The sequence below is a fragment of the Streptomyces sp. NPDC001373 genome, from assembly GCF_042895815.1.
In the GTDB taxonomy this organism is placed as follows: Bacteria; Actinomycetota; Actinomycetes; order Streptomycetales; family Streptomycetaceae; genus Streptomyces.
On the sequence record NZ_JBIAWQ010000005.1, the window covers coordinates 226,521 to 241,957 of the forward strand.

13 protein-coding genes are annotated in these 15,437 nt (G+C 74.4%); 8 read left to right on the forward strand and 5 right to left on the reverse strand.

Annotated elements, in window-relative coordinates; genetic code table 11:
- Window positions 1-38: 38 nt before the first annotated feature.
- Window positions 39-929: an oxygenase MpaB family protein gene (locus tag ACFY15_RS14345; protein WP_390686777.1), complete on the forward strand. Its 891-nt coding sequence runs from the start codon at window positions 39-41 to the stop codon at window positions 927-929.
- Between the two features lie 42 nt (window positions 930-971).
- On the opposite strand, the gene ACFY15_RS14350 is transcribed toward ACFY15_RS14345, so the two are convergent.
- Window positions 972-2,459, reverse strand: a complete 1,488-nt coding sequence (locus ACFY15_RS14350) for a M1 family metallopeptidase (RefSeq protein ID WP_390687047.1) — start codon at window positions 2,457-2,459, stop codon at window positions 972-974.
- A gap of 318 nt (window positions 2,460-2,777) precedes the next feature.
- Between ACFY15_RS14350 and ACFY15_RS14355 the strand changes: the two genes are divergently transcribed.
- From ACFY15_RS14355 to ACFY15_RS14385, 7 genes are all read left to right on the forward strand, one after another.
- Complete coding sequence (locus ACFY15_RS14355; RefSeq protein WP_390686778.1) at window positions 2,778-3,641, forward strand: hypothetical protein; 864 nt, start codon at window positions 2,778-2,780, stop codon at window positions 3,639-3,641.
- Between the two features lie 96 nt (window positions 3,642-3,737).
- On the forward strand, window positions 3,738-6,152 hold the full coding sequence (locus tag ACFY15_RS14360) for a Tex family protein (protein ID WP_390687048.1): 2,415 nt from the start codon (window positions 3,738-3,740) through the stop codon (window positions 6,150-6,152).
- Between the two features lie 320 nt (window positions 6,153-6,472).
- Window positions 6,473-6,925, forward strand: a complete 453-nt coding sequence (locus ACFY15_RS14365; RefSeq protein ID WP_390686779.1) for a hypothetical protein — start codon at window positions 6,473-6,475, stop codon at window positions 6,923-6,925.
- Entirely contained in the window at window positions 6,915-8,111 is a 1,197-nt protein-coding gene (locus ACFY15_RS14370; RefSeq protein ID WP_390686780.1) for an MAB_1171c family putative transporter, read from the forward strand. The genes ACFY15_RS14365 and ACFY15_RS14370 overlap by 11 nt, the downstream gene beginning before the upstream one ends.
- A gap of 30 nt (window positions 8,112-8,141) precedes the next feature.
- Window positions 8,142-8,933 carry an SDR family NAD(P)-dependent oxidoreductase gene (locus ACFY15_RS14375; protein ID WP_390686781.1) on the forward strand — a complete coding sequence of 264 codons (792 nt, stop codon included), beginning with the start codon at window positions 8,142-8,144 and terminating at the stop codon, window positions 8,931-8,933.
- A 70-nt stretch (window positions 8,934-9,003) separates the two neighbouring features.
- On the forward strand, window positions 9,004-9,249 hold the full coding sequence (locus ACFY15_RS14380; protein WP_390686782.1) for a hypothetical protein: 246 nt from the start codon (window positions 9,004-9,006) through the stop codon (window positions 9,247-9,249).
- A gap of 205 nt (window positions 9,250-9,454) precedes the next feature.
- The gene (locus ACFY15_RS14385; protein ID WP_390686783.1) at window positions 9,455-11,833 is read left to right on the forward strand and encodes a tetratricopeptide repeat protein; all 2,379 of its coding nucleotides are present in this window, start codon (window positions 9,455-9,457) and stop codon (window positions 11,831-11,833) included.
- Here the strand turns inward: ACFY15_RS14385 and ACFY15_RS14390 are convergent.
- From ACFY15_RS14390 to ACFY15_RS14405, 4 genes are read right to left on the reverse strand one after another with little or no spacing between them, the layout of a single operon-like run.
- Window positions 11,823-12,632, reverse strand: coding sequence for an ABC transporter permease (locus ACFY15_RS14390; RefSeq protein WP_390686784.1), 810 nt, complete (start codon window positions 12,630-12,632; stop codon window positions 11,823-11,825). The genes ACFY15_RS14385 and ACFY15_RS14390 overlap by 11 nt on opposite strands.
- On the reverse strand, window positions 12,629-13,396 hold the full coding sequence (locus tag ACFY15_RS14395) for an ABC transporter permease (RefSeq protein ID WP_390825570.1): 768 nt from the start codon (window positions 13,394-13,396) through the stop codon (window positions 12,629-12,631). Before ACFY15_RS14395 ends, ACFY15_RS14390 begins: the two co-directional genes overlap by 4 nt.
- Entirely contained in the window at window positions 13,393-14,346 is a 954-nt protein-coding gene (locus ACFY15_RS14400; protein WP_390686786.1) for an ABC transporter ATP-binding protein, read from the reverse strand. Before ACFY15_RS14400 ends, ACFY15_RS14395 begins: the two co-directional genes overlap by 4 nt.
- Window positions 14,343-15,437 (reverse strand): nucleotidyltransferase family protein, encoded by a 1,095-nt coding sequence (locus tag ACFY15_RS14405; RefSeq protein ID WP_390686787.1) that lies wholly within the window; start codon window positions 15,435-15,437, stop codon window positions 14,343-14,345. Before ACFY15_RS14405 ends, ACFY15_RS14400 begins: the two co-directional genes overlap by 4 nt.

Genomic DNA, 15,437 nt, shown 5'->3' on the forward strand with positions numbered 1-15,437 from the left:
TCCGGCCCGCGACTTCTCGCGCTCGCATAATGGAACTCATGAACCGCACGGGTCGCATCTCCCCCGAAGGCCCCGTCAGGCGCCTCGATCCCGAGCCTCCGCCGCCCGGCGGGGTGCTGTGGAGCACCGCGGGGGACATCCGCTCCCTGCTGACCCTGCCCGCGGCCTTCACGATGCAGGTCGCCCACCCGGCCGTCGGGGCCGGTGTCGACCGGTACTCGGTCTTCCGCACCGACCCCTGGGGGCGCGGCGAGCGCTCGCTGCGCTCCGTGATGCTGTGGGTCTACGGCGGGGAGGAGGCCGCCGCGGAGGGACGCCGGGTGCGCCGCCTGCACAAGGAGATCCAGGGCACCGACACCCGGGGCCGGCACTACCACTCCCTGGACCCCGCCTGCTACGCCTGGGTGCACGCCACCGGCTTCCCGGTCGCCCAGTACGCCGGCCGCTACCTCTTCCGCCGCACCACCCCCGCCCAGGAACGGCAGATGTACCGGGAGTGGCTCCAGGTGGGCCGGATCCTGGGGCTGCGCGACCGGGACATGCCGCAGAGCATCGAGGAGTTCTGGCCGTACTACCACCGGATGCTGGCCGAGGAGATCGAGCCGACCAAGGTCGCCCGCGAGCTGGTCGCCACCGATGCGGACCTGCCGCGCCCCGAGCCGGCCTCCCGGGCGCTGCGGCTGCTGCTGCGGATCACCTGGCCGCTCCTGCGCCCCGGCTACCTGCGCTTCCGCGCGTTCGTCACCGTCGGCTACATGCCGCCCGACGCCCGTTCCGCCATCGGCCTGGAGTGGACGCCGGCCCAGGAGCGGCGGCTGCGGCGGTTCAGCACCGCCGTGCGGCTTGTCGTACCGCTCCTGCCCGAACGGCTGCGCTACCTCCCGCGGGCCCGCGCCGCACGGGCGCGCCGGCGCGCCGGGGCCCGCTGAGGGCTCCCGGCGCGCGTCCGCGTACCGCGGTCGGTCGGTCGGTCAGTGGTCGTGGATGGTGTTCGTCGCGGCGATCTTCTTCCAGGACTTCGGCTCCACGGCCGGCTTCGCCGGGGCCAGGGAGCGGGAGCCCGCCTGGGCGGCGGGGGCGCCGAAGGACGGCTTGCCGGGGGTGTACAGCCAGGTGTCGAAGAGCTGGGCGAGCGGCTTGTTCGAGACCTTCTCCGCGTACCGGACGAAGTCCCCGACCTTGGCGTTCCCGTAGGCCCGCTCGGTCGGCCAGCCCTTGAGGATCTGGAAGAACCTCTCGTCGCCGACCTCGTTGCGCAGCGCCTGGATCGCGATCGCGCCGCGGTCGTAGACGGCCCCGTGGAACTGGTTCTCGGCGCCCGGGTCACCCGGCTTGACCTGCCAGAACGGGTCCTCGGCCGGACGGTTGTCGTACGTCCACTGCGCCAGCTCCTGCGCCGTGCCCTCGCCCTCCTTCTCCGACCACAGCCACTGGGCGTAGCGGGCGAAGCCCTCGTTGACCCAGATGTCCTTCCAGTTGTCCACGGACACGCTGTCGCCGTACCACTGGTGGGCCAGCTCGTGCACGACGACGGAGACGTTCGCGCCGTTGGCGAACTGGCGCGGGCTGTAGAACGGCCGCGTCTGGGTTTCCAGCGCGAAGCCGGAGGGCACGTTCGGGACGTAGCCGCCCAGCGCGTTGAAGGGGTACGGGCCGAAGACCGACTCCAGCCACTCCGCGACCTCGCCGGTCCGCTCGACGCTCGCGCGCGCCGAGCCCGCGTTGTCGCCGAGGTCCTTGCTGTACGCGTTGAGGATCGGCAGGCCGCTCGCCGTCCTGTCGGTGGTGATGTCGAACCGGCCGATGGCGAGGGTGGCCAGATAGGTGGCCTGCGGCTTGTTGGAGCGCCAGTTGTAGCGGGTCCAGCCGAGGCGGGAGGTCTGCGACTGGAGCACGCCGTTGCTGATGGCCTGGGTGCCGTCCGGGACGTTGACCGAGACGTCGAAGGTGGCCTTGTCGAGCGGGTGGTCGTTGCTCGGGAACCACCAGACGGCCGAGTCGGGCTCCTGAGCCGCGATGCCGCCGTCCGGGGTGCGCTGCCAGGCGGACCAGCCGTCGATCTTGAACTCCGAGGGCTTTCCGGCGTACTTGACGACGACGGTCGCCTGACTGCCCTTGGCCAGCGGCTGCGCGGGGGTGACCTCCAGCTCGTGCGCGCCGGCGGTGGCGAACTTCGCCTTGGCCCCGTTGACCCGGATCTCGCTCACCTTGAGGCCGAAGTCCAGGTTGAAGCGGGACAGGTCCTGCTTGGCGGTGGTGAGGAGGGTGGCCGTGCCCTCCAGCAGGTCCGTCTTCGGCTGGTACTGCAGGCGCAGGTCGTAGTGGGAGACGTCGTAGCCGCCGTTCCCGCTCTCCGGGTAGTAGCTGTCGCCGATCCCGGGCGCGCCCTGGACGGAGCCGGCCGCCGATGCCGGGATCACCAGCAGGAGGGAGGCGGCCAGGACGCTCGGGGCGATCATTTTGCGGTACACGAAGAGCTCCAAGGGGTAGGGGAGACAGATCGGTTCGACGTCCGTCGTACGTCGTTCGACCGTATTCACCCGTGGTCCCTCAGGTCATGTCCATGGTCCCTGCTGTCACACGATCGCCATTCGGCCGTCACGATCACGGCCCCGTGCGGTGCGCCGTCCGTGGGACGCGGGGTCGGGGGAGTCCGTTCTGCGGCTTTCCCGCACCTGCGCGGCGGGGGCCAGGTTGGCGCGAATGCGCCCCGCGCCGCGTGCGTATCCGCCCCTGGGAGGGTAGGCAGCATACCGGCTAGTCGGTAGGGTGCGCTCATGAGCATCGACCCGCACGCCGCACGCCGCTGCTGGCACGCCGCCATCAACCCCCTCCACGCCACCAGCTACTTCTCCCCGGAGATCTTCGAGGAGTTCGGCGCCCTCGGCATCACCCACCGGGTGGCCGTCAACCTCGCCGGCCGCTCCGCGGCCATGGGCGCCGTCGGCCCCGGCACGGTCACCGCGACCTTCTACAACTACCGCCACGACCTCGTCACCCGGTACCTGCCCGCCGTCTGGGACACCGCCACCCCCGAGCAGGTCCTCGCCGCGCGCCTGCGCGCCGCCGACCGGTCCCTGCGCCGCCTCCTGGGCCCCGGGACCATCGCCTCGCCCGAGCTCGCCGAGGCCGCCGACCTCGCCATACGGGCCACCGAGGCCTGCACCCGGCACGGCCGGACCCTCTACGCCGCCCATGCCGACCTCCCCGTCCCCGAGGAGCCGCACCTGCGGCTCTGGCATGCCACGACCCTGCTGCGCGAGCACCGCGGCGACGGGCACCTCGCCGCCCTCCTCCTCACCGGCCTCGACCCGCTGGAGGCGCTCGTCAGCCACACCGCCACGGGCCGCGGCATGACCGCGAAGTGGGTCAAGAGCATCCGCGGCTGGGAGCAGTCCGACCTCGACGCCGCCGCCGACCGGCTCCGCGCCCGCGGCGTCCTCGACGCCGACGGCGAGCTCACCGAAGCGGGCCACGCCCTGCGCGAGCGGCTGGAGACGGAGACCGACCGCCTGGACGCCGCCCCGTACGAGCACCTCGGCGCGGACGGCGTCGCCCGGCTCCACGCGCTCGGCGGGGCCCTCGTCCAGCGGGCCATCGGCGCCGGGGCCTTTCCGCCCGACCTCTTCGGAAAGGGCTGAGGGGCTCCCCGCCGCCGTCACCCGCACCTGCCACAATTGCAGCCTTCCACGCACACGCACGAAGGCACGAAGGCAGGCGGGACCGCAGTGACGACGATGTCCATCGAAGGCAGGATCGCCGAGGAGCTCGGCGTACGGGAACGGCAGGTCAAGGCCGCCGTCGAGCTGCTCGACGGCGGCTCCACCGTGCCGTTCATCGCGCGCTACCGCAAGGAAGCGACCGAGATGCTCGACGACGCGCAGCTGCGCACCCTGGAGGAGCGGCTGCGCTACCTGCGCGAGCTGGAGGACCGCCGCGCGGCGATCCTCGACTCCGTGCGGGAGCAGGGCAGGCTCGACGCCGAACTGGAGGCCCGGATCACCGCGGCCGACACCAAGGCCCGGCTGGAGGACATCTACCTCCCCTTCAAGCCCAAGCGGCGCACCAAGGCCCAGATCGCCCGCGAGGCCGGCCTGGAGCCGCTCGCCGAGGGGCTGCTGGCCGACCCCTCCGCCGAACCGGTTGCCGCCGCGGCCGCGTTCGTCGACGCCGGCAAGGGGGTGGCGGACCCGGCCGCCGCCCTGGAGGGCGCCCGCGCCATCCTGACCGAGAAGTTCGCCGAGGACGCCGACCTCATCGGCGACCTCCGCGAGCGCATGTGGGGCCGCGGCCGGCTCGCCGCGAAGGTCCGCGAGGGCAAGGAGGAGGCGGGTGCCAAGTTCTCCGACTACTTCGACTTCACCGAGCCCTTCACCGCCCTGCCCTCCCACCGCGTCCTGGCCATGCTGCGGGGCGAGAAGGAGGAGGTGCTCAGCCTGGACCTGGAGCCCGAGGAGCCCTCGGAAGTCCCCGGCCCCTCCACCTACGAGGGCCTGATCGCCCGCCGCTTCGGCATCGCCGACCGCGCCCGCCCCGGCGACAAGTGGCTCGCCGACACCGTCCGCTGGGCCTGGCGCACGAAGATCCAGGTCCACCTCGGCATCGACCTGCGGACCCGGCTGCGCGCCGCCGCCGAGGACGAGGCCGTACGGGTCTTCGCGGCCAACCTCCGCGACCTGCTGCTCGCCGCCCCCGCCGGCACCCGCGCCACCCTCGGGCTCGACCCCGGCTTCCGCACCGGCGTGAAGGTCGCCGTCGTCGACGCCACCGGCAAGGTCGTCGCCACGGACGTGATCCACCCGCACGTTCCCGCCAACAAGTGGGACCAGTCCCTGGCCACCCTCGCCCGCCTGGCGAAGGAGCACGACGTCGAGCTGGTCGCCATCGGCAACGGCACGGCCTCCCGCGAGACGGACAAACTCGCCGGCGACCTCATCGCCCGCCACCCCGAACTCGGGCTGACCAAGGTGATGGTCTCCGAGGCCGGCGCCTCCGTGTACTCGGCCTCCGCCTTCGCCTCGCAGGAACTGCCCGGCATGGACGTGTCGCTGCGCGGAGCGGTCTCCATCGCCCGCCGTCTCCAGGACCCCCTGGCCGAGCTCGTGAAGATCGACCCGAAGTCCATCGGCGTCGGCCAGTACCAGCACGACCTGTCCGAGGTGAAGCTCTCCCGCTCCCTCGACGCGGTCGTCGAGGACTGCGTCAACGGCGTCGGCGTGGACGTCAACACCGCCTCCGCGCCCCTGCTCTCGCGGGTCTCGGGCATCAGCGGCACCCTCGCCGAGAACATCGTGGCCCACCGCGACGCCAACGGCCCCTTCCGCAGCCGCAAGGGCCTCAAGGACGTCGCCCGGCTCGGCCCGAAGGCGTACGAGCAGTGCGCGGGCTTCCTGCGCATCCGCGGCGGCGACGACCCGCTCGACGCCTCCGCCGTGCACCCCGAGGCCTACCCGGTGGTGCGGGCCATGGGCAAGAAGGCGGGCGGCGAGGTGGCGGCCCTGATCGGCAACACCGCCGTCCTGCGCTCCCTGCGCCCGGACGAGTTCGTCACAGAGGCCTTCGGCCTGCCCACCGTCACCGACATCCTGCGCGAGCTGGAGAAGCCGGGCCGCGACCCGCGCCCCGCCTTCAGGACGGCCAGCTTCAAGGAGGGCGTGGAGAAGATCGGAGACCTGGCCCCCGGGATGGTCCTGGAGGGCGTCGTCACCAACGTGGCCGCCTTCGGCGCCTTCATCGACATCGGCGTCCACCAGGACGGCCTGGCGCACGTGTCCGCCCTGTCGAACACCTTCGTCAAGGACCCCCGGGACGTGGTCAAGCCGGGCGACATCGTCAAGGTCAAGGTCATGGACGTGGACATCCCGCGCAAGCGGATCTCGCTCACCCTGCGCCTGGACGACGAGGCCGGCGCGGAGCGCGGGGCCGGCGCGCCGCGCCAGCGCGACGAGCGCCGGGGCGGCGGCCGTCCCCCGCAGCAGCGCGGCCAGGGCGAGGGCCGCGGCCAGGGCCAGGGCCAGCGCGGCGGCGGCCAGCGCCAGGGCGGCGGCGGAGGCCAGCGTTCCGGCGCCCCGGCCCCCGCCAACAGCGCCATGGCCGACGCCCTGCGCCGCGCCGGCCTCACCGGTGGTCAGGAGGACCGCCGCAAGCGGTAGGGGGACGAGGGACGGCCCCGGGCCGCCGCGGCCGGCAGGGTCGGCAGTTCTGGCCGGATAAGACCCCCGGAAAGCGGCCGTCCTTGCCAACTCCCGCACGTGATCGGTAGGCATGGTGGAACGCCCGTTCGTCTCGCTCGGACGGGCGTTCCGCGTTTCCCCGTCCGGGACCGCGCTCCCGAGGCCGCCTCAAGGCACAGGACGTTATGCCGATGCCCACCCACGCCTACCGACGCTGCCCGAGAAAGGGTCCGAAGAGGGAACACATGCCCTACCGGAATCTCAGCCTGCGCAGACGCTGCGAGATGATTCTCGGTCACATGGATCTGACGCACCCGTTCTCCCTGGACGCCCTGTGCGCCCGCATAGCCGACCGGCGCGGCCGTCCGATCCGGCTCCACCCCCTGCCCCGCGAAGCCGCCGAATCGGGCGTCTGCGGGCTGTGGGTGGGCACCGAGACCGTGGACTACGTCTTCTACGAGGCCCACACCACCCCCTTGCACCGCGAGCACATCGTGCTCCACGAGCTGGGCCACATCCTCTTCGGCCACCACTCCCTGGAGGGCGAGGAGAACGGCGGCCACGCCCCCGTGGTCCTCGGGCGCACCAACTACACCACCCGCCAGGAGCAGGAGGCGGAGATGCTCGCGAGCATGATCCGCATCCGCACCTCGGGAGCCGGCCGTCCCCGGCCCGCTCCCGGCCCCCGGGGAGCGCTCGCACGGCTGGAATCCGCCATGGGGTACGAGCGGGGCCATCGCGATGGCAGCTGAACTCGCCGCGCTCGGCGACCGGCTGGCGGTCCCCAGCGTCGTCTGCCTGTGGCTCGCGGTGCTGCTGCGGGCCCCCGGCGCGCTGCGCTCGCCGCAGCAGCGCGGGCTCTGGCTCGCCGTCGCCACCGCGGCCGCCGCGATGACCCTGAACCTGCCCGACGTCGTCGCGTACGCCCTGCGTCGCGAGGCCTCGTACGCGCACGCCATCGGACTCGTCCGCAACCTCACCGGGGTCCTGTCGGCGGGCGCCGTGCTCTACTTCGTGGCCGCCGCCACCCGCGGGCGCGGCCTCCAACGCGCATCCTGGGCCGGCACCCTGGTCTGGCTCACCACCCTCGTCGCCCTGGACGCCGCCGCGCCCGCACACGGCACGCACACCATCCCGTCCTCCGGCGCACCCGTGCCCTCCCTGCCGTACTGGCTCGTGCTGGTCTCCGCCCACCTGATCGCCAACACCATCTGCGTGTACGTGTGCTGGCGCTACGGCCGCCGCACCGAGAGCCGGGGACTGGCCGCCGGACTGCGGCTGTTCGGTCTGGGCACCGGCCTGGCCTGGCTGTTCTGGTTCGCCTACCTCCTCAAGGCCCTGTTCGCGAGCACCTGGGCGGCGCCCGCCCTGCCGCTGCTGATGAACCTGCACGGGCTGCTGCGCGCCGCCGCCATCCTCGTGCCCACCCTGTTCACCCTCCGCCTCACCCTCGCCGACACCGCCACCGCCTGGCGGCTGTGGCCGCTGTGGCGGGACCTGGTCCAGGCCGTGCCGCACGTGGTCCTCTCCCAGCCCCGCGCCGGCCGGGTGCTGGAGCTGCTCTGGCCGCCCATGCCGCGCAACCTGCTCGTCTACCGCAAGGTCATCGAGACCCGCGACGCCATCCTGATCCTGGGGGAGTACGTGGCCCCCGGCGTCCCCGAGCTGGCGCGCGGCCACGTCGCCGGCAGCCGCATCCCCGAGCAGCGGCACACGGCCGCCGCGCTGGCCTGCGTCCTGAAGGAGGCACGCCGGGCCAAGCTCGCCGGACTGCCCGGGCAGCCGGCGCAGGCCCCCGCCCTGGAGCTGCCGGCCGCGATGCAGACCTCCGCGGAGGGCGGCGGCCTGGACGACGAGGCCCGCTTCCTGGTGGACGTGGCCCAGGCCTACGCCTCGCCCGAGACCGCCGCCTTCGCCCCCGTACCCGGCGCCGCCTGAACCGCCGGCGCCGTCCGCACCACCGAGGACGTGAACCGCTTGACCACCACCGTTCTGATCACCGGGGCCAGCTCCGGCCTGGGCGCCGCCTTCGCCCGGGGCTTCGCCGCCAAGGGCTGCGCCCTGGTCCTGGTCGCCCGGGACGAGTCCCGCCTGGAGGCCCTGGCCGGGGAGCTCGGCCGGGACTTCGGGACGCTCTGCGAGGTGCTGCCCGCCGACCTCCTCGACCCGGCCGGCTGCGGGTCCGTCGCCGACCGGCTCGCCGACACCGCACGGCCCGTGGACGTCCTGGTCAACAACGCCGGCTTCGGCCTGCCCGCCCCCTACCCGTACAGCCCCGTCGAGGACGAGGAGCGGATGCTCGACCTCCTGGTGAAGGTCCCGCTCCGCCTCACCCACGCCCTGCTGCCGGGCCTCCGCGAGCGCCGCCGGGGCGCGGTCCTCAACGTCTCCTCGGTCGCCGGACTGCTGCCGACCGGGACGTACGGGGCGGCGAAGGCCTGGGTCACCGCCTTCAGCGAGTCGCTCCGGATCGACATGGCACCGTACGGGGTCCGCGTCCTGGCGGTGGTGCCCGGCTTCACCCGCACCGAGTTCCAGGAACGTGCCGGGATGGACGTCAGCGCCCTGCGCGACGCCGTCTGGCTGGAGCCGGAGGCGGTGGTGGCCAAGGCCCTGCGCGACCTCGCCCTGCGCCGGCCGCTCAGCGTCACGGGCCGGGGGTACCAGGCGTACGCCTTCGCGGCCCGCCACCTCCCGCGCACCTTCGTGGCCGGCCGGATGGCTCGCAAACGCAGGGCCCCGGCCGGACCGCAGGACTGAGCCGGCCGGTTTGCGGGACCGTCGCGCGGGCAGTCGCCGGGCGAGGGGGACCAGCGCAGGAGGTTCCGTCATGGACGAGCAAGGCGGCGCCGGAGGCGTCCCGCTGCACGGCGACGAAGACCCGCAGCAGCGGCGCAGGCCGCACACGGCCCGGACCGTCCCCCGGGAATCCCGCTCCGGGCCGCGGCCCGGCCCCGTCCGGCGCGAGGACACGGACGAGGCGAGCCGCCTCGACCGCCCCGGGACCCCGGACCCGGGCGATCCCCGAGGAGACCGCCGCCCCGGCAAGGGCCCGGAGAGGCGTCAGGGCGGGTAGGGAAACGAAACTCGTGGTTCCGAGCCATCCTGTGGCGTGGATTCGCCGCTGCGCGCCGCAATTTACTTGGTCTATACATTATTCACGCGATGCTCCTGCCCTGACGTCCACAAGCGGACGTGAGGTGAAATTCCGGGCGGCCCGCAGCAGGGTCCGGCCCGACCGTGAACAATGCGGGGGCACAAGGGTGTTGGTCGGAGAACGTTTGCGGACCCTACGCCTGGAGCGCGGCTGGTCGCTCGCGCGGCTGTCGGAACGGGTCCATTACAGCAAGGGCTATCTCAGTCGCGTCGAGAACGGATCCCGGATGCCGTCGCTCGAGCTGGCCCGCCTGTGCGACCACACGATGGGCACGGACGGCGAGCTGGCCCGGCTGCTGGCAGCGGCCGGGACGCCGGAACCGGCCGGGCGGCCGGCGGACGCCGACGGCACGGAAGGCGCCGGCGAGCCCGTCCCGCCCGCGCGACCCGTGCCGGCGCAGCTCCCCGCCGCCGGCCGGATGTGGGGGCGCCACGGGGAACTCGCCCGCTGCGAGGCCTTCCTGGCCCGCCAGCGAGGGCCCGCCGTCATCGCGCTGGACGGGATCGGCGGCATCGGCAAGACCACCTTCGCCGTCTCCCTCGCCCGCAGTCTGAGCCGCGCCTACCCCGACGGAGCGCTCTTCGCGGACCTCCAGGCCCACGGCCGGGCCGGCCTGCCCGCGGCGGCCGGCGACATCGCCGCCGGGCTGCTGCGCACCCTCGGTCCCCTGACCGCGCAGGCTCCCGCGGACCCCGCCGAGCGCATGGCACTGCTGCGCAGCGCCCTGGCCGAGCGCCGGGTGGTCGTGCTGCTCGACGACGCCGACTCGGTGGCGCAGGTGGCCCCGCTGCTGCCCGCCGCCGGCAGCAGCCTGTTCCTGGTGACCAGCCGCATCCGGCTGACCGCGCTGAGCGTGCGGCACGGTGCGCTGCGCCTGAGCCTGGACCCGCTGGCCACCGAGGAGGCCGTCCTCCTGCTGCGCCGGGAGCTCGGCCGGCGCGCGGTTCCCGCCGCCGAGGACGGGCGGGGCGCGTCGGACACGGACGCCGCGTCCGACGGCGCGGACGAGGTGCTCGCGGTCATCGCCCGGCGGTGCGCCCACCTTCCGCTGGCCCTGCAGATCGCCGCCGAGCGCATGGCCGAGCAGGGGCCGGCCGCCGCCCCGGCGCTGGCCGCCGAACTCGGCCGGACCGGCACCCGTCTGGACGCACTGGCGCTTCCCGGGGAGGCCGGTGCGGCCGTGCGCCCGGTGTTCGCGCTGTCCTACCGCAGGCTCCCGGCCGATCAGGCCCGGGCCTTCAGGCTGCTCGCGCTCCACCCGGGCGCCGTCGCGGGGGTCGGCGCCGCCGCCGCACTGCTGGGGGAAGGTCCCGGGACGGCCTCGCGGCTGCTCGGCGAGCTGCACGCCGCCCACCTCCTCGCCGAGGTCGAGCCGGGCCGCTACCGCATGCACGACCTGCTCCGCGAGTACGCGGGGGAACGCGCCGAGGCGGAGGAGACCGCGCAGGCGCGTGCCGCCGCCGTCCGGCGGACGTTCGCCTGGTACCTGCACACCGCCGAGGCCGCCGGCGACCAGCTGCTGGGCGACGGCCGCCACCGCCCGCCGGTCGATCCGCCGCCCGAGCGGTGCGAGCCGCTGCGCTTCGGCTCGACCGCCGACGCGCTGGAATGGTGCGAGACGGAACGCGTGAACCTGCTGGCCTGCGCCGGGGCCGCGCGGACGGCGGGCAGCGCCGTGGCCTGGCAGCTTCCCTACTCCCTCTGGCCCTTCCTCTTCCTGCACCATCACCACGTCGACCAGCTGAACGCCGGCCACGTCGCCCGCCGAGCCGCCGACGCCGACACCGGGCCGCTCGCCGGGGCCTGCGCCGAAGCGGTACTGGCCAGCGCGCGTGCCGGGCTGCGCGAGCACCAGGCGGCCGACGTCCACTACCGGCGCGCCCTCGAACTGTTCGCCGCCGCCGGGGACCGCATCGGCGAGGGCGCCGTGCTGCTCGCGTACGCCATGTCCTGCGTGCGGCAGGGCCGCGTGGCGGAAGCGGCCGGGCACGTGGACCGGGCCCTGGAACTGTTCACGGCGACGGGCAGCACCTGGGGCGCGGCGAGTGCGCTGGTCGGGATCGGCGAGGCACATCTCGTCCAGGGGCGCCCGGAGGCGGCGCTCGCCCCGCTCTCCCTGGCCCTCGAACTGCACCGGGCCCACGGGTCCCTGTGGATGCAGGCGTCGACCTGGACCCTCATCGGGACCGCGCACCGGGAACGGGGCGACCACGCCCGCGCCGAGGACTGCTACCGACGGGCGCTGGAACTCCACGCCCGCACGGGCATGCGTGCGGGCACCGCCCACGCCCTGCACCAGCTCGGCAGCTGCCTCGACGCGCAGGGCAGGATCCCGCAGGCGCGCCGGGCCTGGCTGAGGGCCTGGGCGCTCTACGACCACCTGGGCGATCCGCGCGCCCGGGACCTCCTGGTCCGCCTCGCCGCGCTGGCGCCCTGCCGGACGGCCCTGCCGGACGGCGAAGGGCACCCGCCGTCCGGCAGGGCCGTCCCGGTCAGGGGGTGAACTCGATGGTTCCCGCCCTGCGGCCGCGCGCCAGCTGGAGCCCGAACGCCAGGTGCGCGGCGGCCAGCCAGCCCAGCCCCACCAGGGCGCCGGCCGCGGCGTGCCCGGCCACCGCCGCCGCGCCGTCCCCGCGCACCAGTGCGCGCAGCGCCGCGAGCGTGTGGGTCAGCGGCACGGCCTCGGCGACCACGCCCACCCAGGCCGGCCAGTAGGCGACCGGTACCTGCACCCCGCAGACCGCCATCATCAGCAGGTAGCCGACATTGGAGACGACGTTGCGCAGACCGCTCGCGTTCAGCACCAGCGCCGCCAGGAACAGCCCGAAGCAGTAGGAGCCGAGCGCGGTCAGCACCACCAGCCCGACGGCGGGCAGGACCTGACCGGGCTCCCAGCGCAGGCCGAACAGCGGCCCCAGCGCGAACAGCGCCACCACGGAGGTGCCCGTCCCGCTCACCGGCCACTGCAGGCTCCGGCCCACGAACACCGAGGTGATCCGCGCCGGGGAGGCGGCGAGCAGGCCGAGCGTGCCGGCGGCCCGCTCCCAGCCGGACGAGGCCACCACCGACAGGGACTCGATCACACAGGTCATCAGGGCGTTGCCCAGGACCAGGTACTCGGCGCCGGACGGACCGCCCACGGCCCTCCCGAGGAGGGTGAAGAAGGTCACCTGGGCGAGCATCCGGCCGAGCCAGCCGAAGATCCAGGTCTTCCAGGTGTAGACGGCCCTCAGGTCGGCCCACGCGTTGGCCGCGCTGTACCCGACGATCCGCAGCTGTTGGAGGAACATGGCGGACCTCACGTCCGGTTGAGGGTGCCCAGCCGGCGCACCGTGGTCAGGACCCGGCCCAGCAGCACCAGTCCCAGGGCGGCTCCCGCCGCGCCGAGGGCGGTGATCGCCGCGAGCCGCAGCAGCGGGGAGCCGACGGGCGGCGCGCCGAGGGAGTCGCGCAGCAGATCGGAGGACCAGGAAAGGAACACCAGCCGGGACACGGGCTGCAGCCACTCCGGCAGATCGGCCACCGGGACCAGCACCCCGCCCAGCAGGTAGAACGGGTAGCTCAGGGTGTTCTGCACGATCCGGGCCGACGGCATCAGCACGAACAGCGACGAGAGGACGGAGGCCGTTCCGGCCGTGGCGAGACCGGTGGCCAGCACACAGGCCGCCGTCGTCAGGGGATGCGGGAAGCCCATCCACCGGCCGAAGACCAGCCCGGCGGTCAGCCAGGACTCCGCGAAGGCGAACAGGCCCACGGCGGTGACCGCGCACAGCCGGCCCATCACCACCACCCCGAGGCGGGCGGGTGCGGCCACCAGCCCCTCCAGGGTGCCCAGGGCCCGCTCCTCGCTGATCAGCTCGCCGGCCGTGTACAGCGCCAGCAGCCACAGCGACATCAGGGTCGGCGCGACGACCGCGTAGCCGGAGAGGTCCCCGCGCCCCGAACTCTCGCTGACGGCAAGCAGCACCACCGTCAGCAGCGGGGCCGTCAGGCAGACCTGCACGGTGTGCGGGGAGCGGCGGGCCATGCGCAGCTGGAACCACACGGCGGTGGCGAACAGCCTCACGGGTGCACCGCCATCCCCCGGTCCCCGACCAGGTGCAGGTAGACCTCCTCCAGGCCCGGCCGCCCGGTGGTCACGGAGGTCACCCCGGCGTCGACCAGCAGCCGCAGCACCGCCCGCGTGGCGTCGGTGTCCCGTGTCCCGATCCGCAGCCTGCCGCCGTCCGCCGGCTCGACCGACACCACGCCCGGCAGCCGCCCCAGCGCCTCGGCGGCCCCGGAGGGCACCGGGCCCGCTTCCACGCGCTCGTGGCGCGAGATCAGCGCGCCGATCTCGGAGGGCGCCTTCGTGGCGACGATCCGGCCCCGGTCGACGAGCGAGACCCGGTCGCAGACCGCCTCCGCCTCGGCCATGTCGTGCGTGGTGAGCAGAACGGTCCGCCCGTCCTCCCGCAACTCGCCGACCAGTGCGCGGAAGTCGTGGGCGGCGACCGGGTCCATGCCGACGGTGGGTTCGTCGAGGACGAGCAGCCGCGGATCGGCGACCAGTCCGCGGGCCAGGTGCAGGCGCTGCTTCATGCCCCGCGAGAGGGTGTCGACCCGGTCCCCGGCCCGGTCCGCGAGTCCCAGCCGCTCCAGCAGGGCGTCGGTGCGCCCGCGCAGGGCGGAGCCGTGCAGACCGTACAGCGCCGCCCAGAAGCGGATGTTCTCCCGGACGGTGAGCCGGCCGTACAGGCCGCGGTCGCCGCCGAAGACGATGCCGATGGACTGCTTGACCCGGGCCGTGTCCCGGACGACGTCCAGGCCCATCACCTCGGCGGTGCCGGAGGTGGGCAGCAGGATCGTCGACAGGATCCGGCACAGGGTGGTCTTCCCCGCGCCGTTGGGCCCCAGCAGGCCGTACACCTCGCCGCGCTCGACCGTCAGGTCCACCCCGTCCAGGGCGCTCACCTCGTTCCCCGCCTTCGGGGCCCGGTACCGGCGGGTCAGGGCCCGGGTGACCACCGCCGTCACGAGCCTTCTCCGGCGCGGCCGCCCGGCCCGTGGCCGTCGAGCTCGCGCAGGGCCGCGTCGTACCGCTCCTGCCCGACCAGCTCCCCCGTGACCAGGAGGTAGTCTCCGACCGGCGTGAGCAGCAGGGCCTCGTCCTCGCCGAAGCGGTGCACCCTGGCCCGCTCCCAGCCGGAGCGCGCCGCGAGCTGCTCCGCGGTGCGCCGCAGGGGCATGCCGTAGAGCGGCACCCCGGCCGCCAGGGCCGCCTCGGCGCCGGGCGCGGGGGGAGCGGAGGCGGGCACGGCGGCGCGGCGGGCGCGCTCCGCGTCGGCCTCCGCGGCGAGCGCGTGGCCGGCCAGCGGCGCGAGGGAGCCCAGCGGGACCCTGTCCCCGGCGTACGCGAGCAGCTCCGCCAGCTCCGGGGCCAGATGGTACGAGGCCGCCGCCGCGACCAGCTCCGCCGTCGAGGGGACAGCCGAGCGGCCGAGCTGGTGGAGGTCGATGGCGTCACGGGCGTGGAACGGACGCTGGAAGCGCTCCTCGGCCAGCGCCAGCAGGTTGGAGGCCAGCGCGTCGGCGGGCATGGCCGCCCGGATCGGGACCGCCCCCTGGTCGCCGACCAGCGCGGCGGTGGCGACCTCCACCCGCAGCTCCGGATCGAGCAGCGGGTCCTCGGCCGGCCCGCTCAGGGTCACCACCACGTGCCGCTGCGGAGCGCCCAGCACGGTCACGCCCACGTGCCGGGGCCCGTCCGCCATGAGCAGCCGCACCACCCGCCACAGGTCGGGCTCGCCGACGGTGACCAGGTCGAGGTCGCCCTGCGGGCGGAGCAGGTCCTCCGGGTAGGCACGGGCCAGCAAAGGGCCCTTGAGGGGCTGGACGGGCACCTCGGCGGCCACCCGGTCGAGCACCGTTCCGTAGTGGGCGGCCCGCCGCCGGGCGCGGTCCAGCTCGCCGAGTGCCGCCCCGCTCATCGGGACGCCTTCGCGGGCCAGGGCGGAGAGGACCAGGTACGGCAGGGTGTAGTGCTGCCTGCGGGCGGCGAAGAGCAAGTGGCCGGGGCCGAAGTCCTCGGGAACGTCCAGCACGTCATAGAGCAGGGCCAGGTCCAT

Bases quoted from the DNA above. Each gene is read 5' to 3' on its own strand.
- ACFY15_RS14345 (WP_390686777.1), top strand. From the start codon at position 39: ATGAACCGCACGGGTCGCATCTCCCCCGAAGGCCCCGTCAGGCGCCTC.
- ACFY15_RS14350 (WP_390687047.1), bottom strand. From the start codon at position 2,459: ATGATCGCCCCGAGCGTCCTGGCCGCCTCCCTCCTGCTGGTGATCCCG.
- ACFY15_RS14355 (WP_390686778.1), top strand. From the start codon at position 2,778: ATGAGCATCGACCCGCACGCCGCACGCCGCTGCTGGCACGCCGCCATC.
- ACFY15_RS14360 (WP_390687048.1), top strand. From the start codon at position 3,738: ATGTCCATCGAAGGCAGGATCGCCGAGGAGCTCGGCGTACGGGAACGG.
- ACFY15_RS14365 (WP_390686779.1), top strand. From the start codon at position 6,473: ATGGATCTGACGCACCCGTTCTCCCTGGACGCCCTGTGCGCCCGCATA.
- ACFY15_RS14370 (WP_390686780.1), top strand. From the start codon at position 6,915: ATGGCAGCTGAACTCGCCGCGCTCGGCGACCGGCTGGCGGTCCCCAGC.
- ACFY15_RS14380 (WP_390686782.1), top strand. From the start codon at position 9,004: ATGGACGAGCAAGGCGGCGCCGGAGGCGTCCCGCTGCACGGCGACGAA.
- ACFY15_RS14405 (WP_390686787.1), bottom strand. From the start codon at position 15,437: ATGGACCTGGCCCTGCTCTATGACGTGCTGGACGTTCCCGAGGACTTC.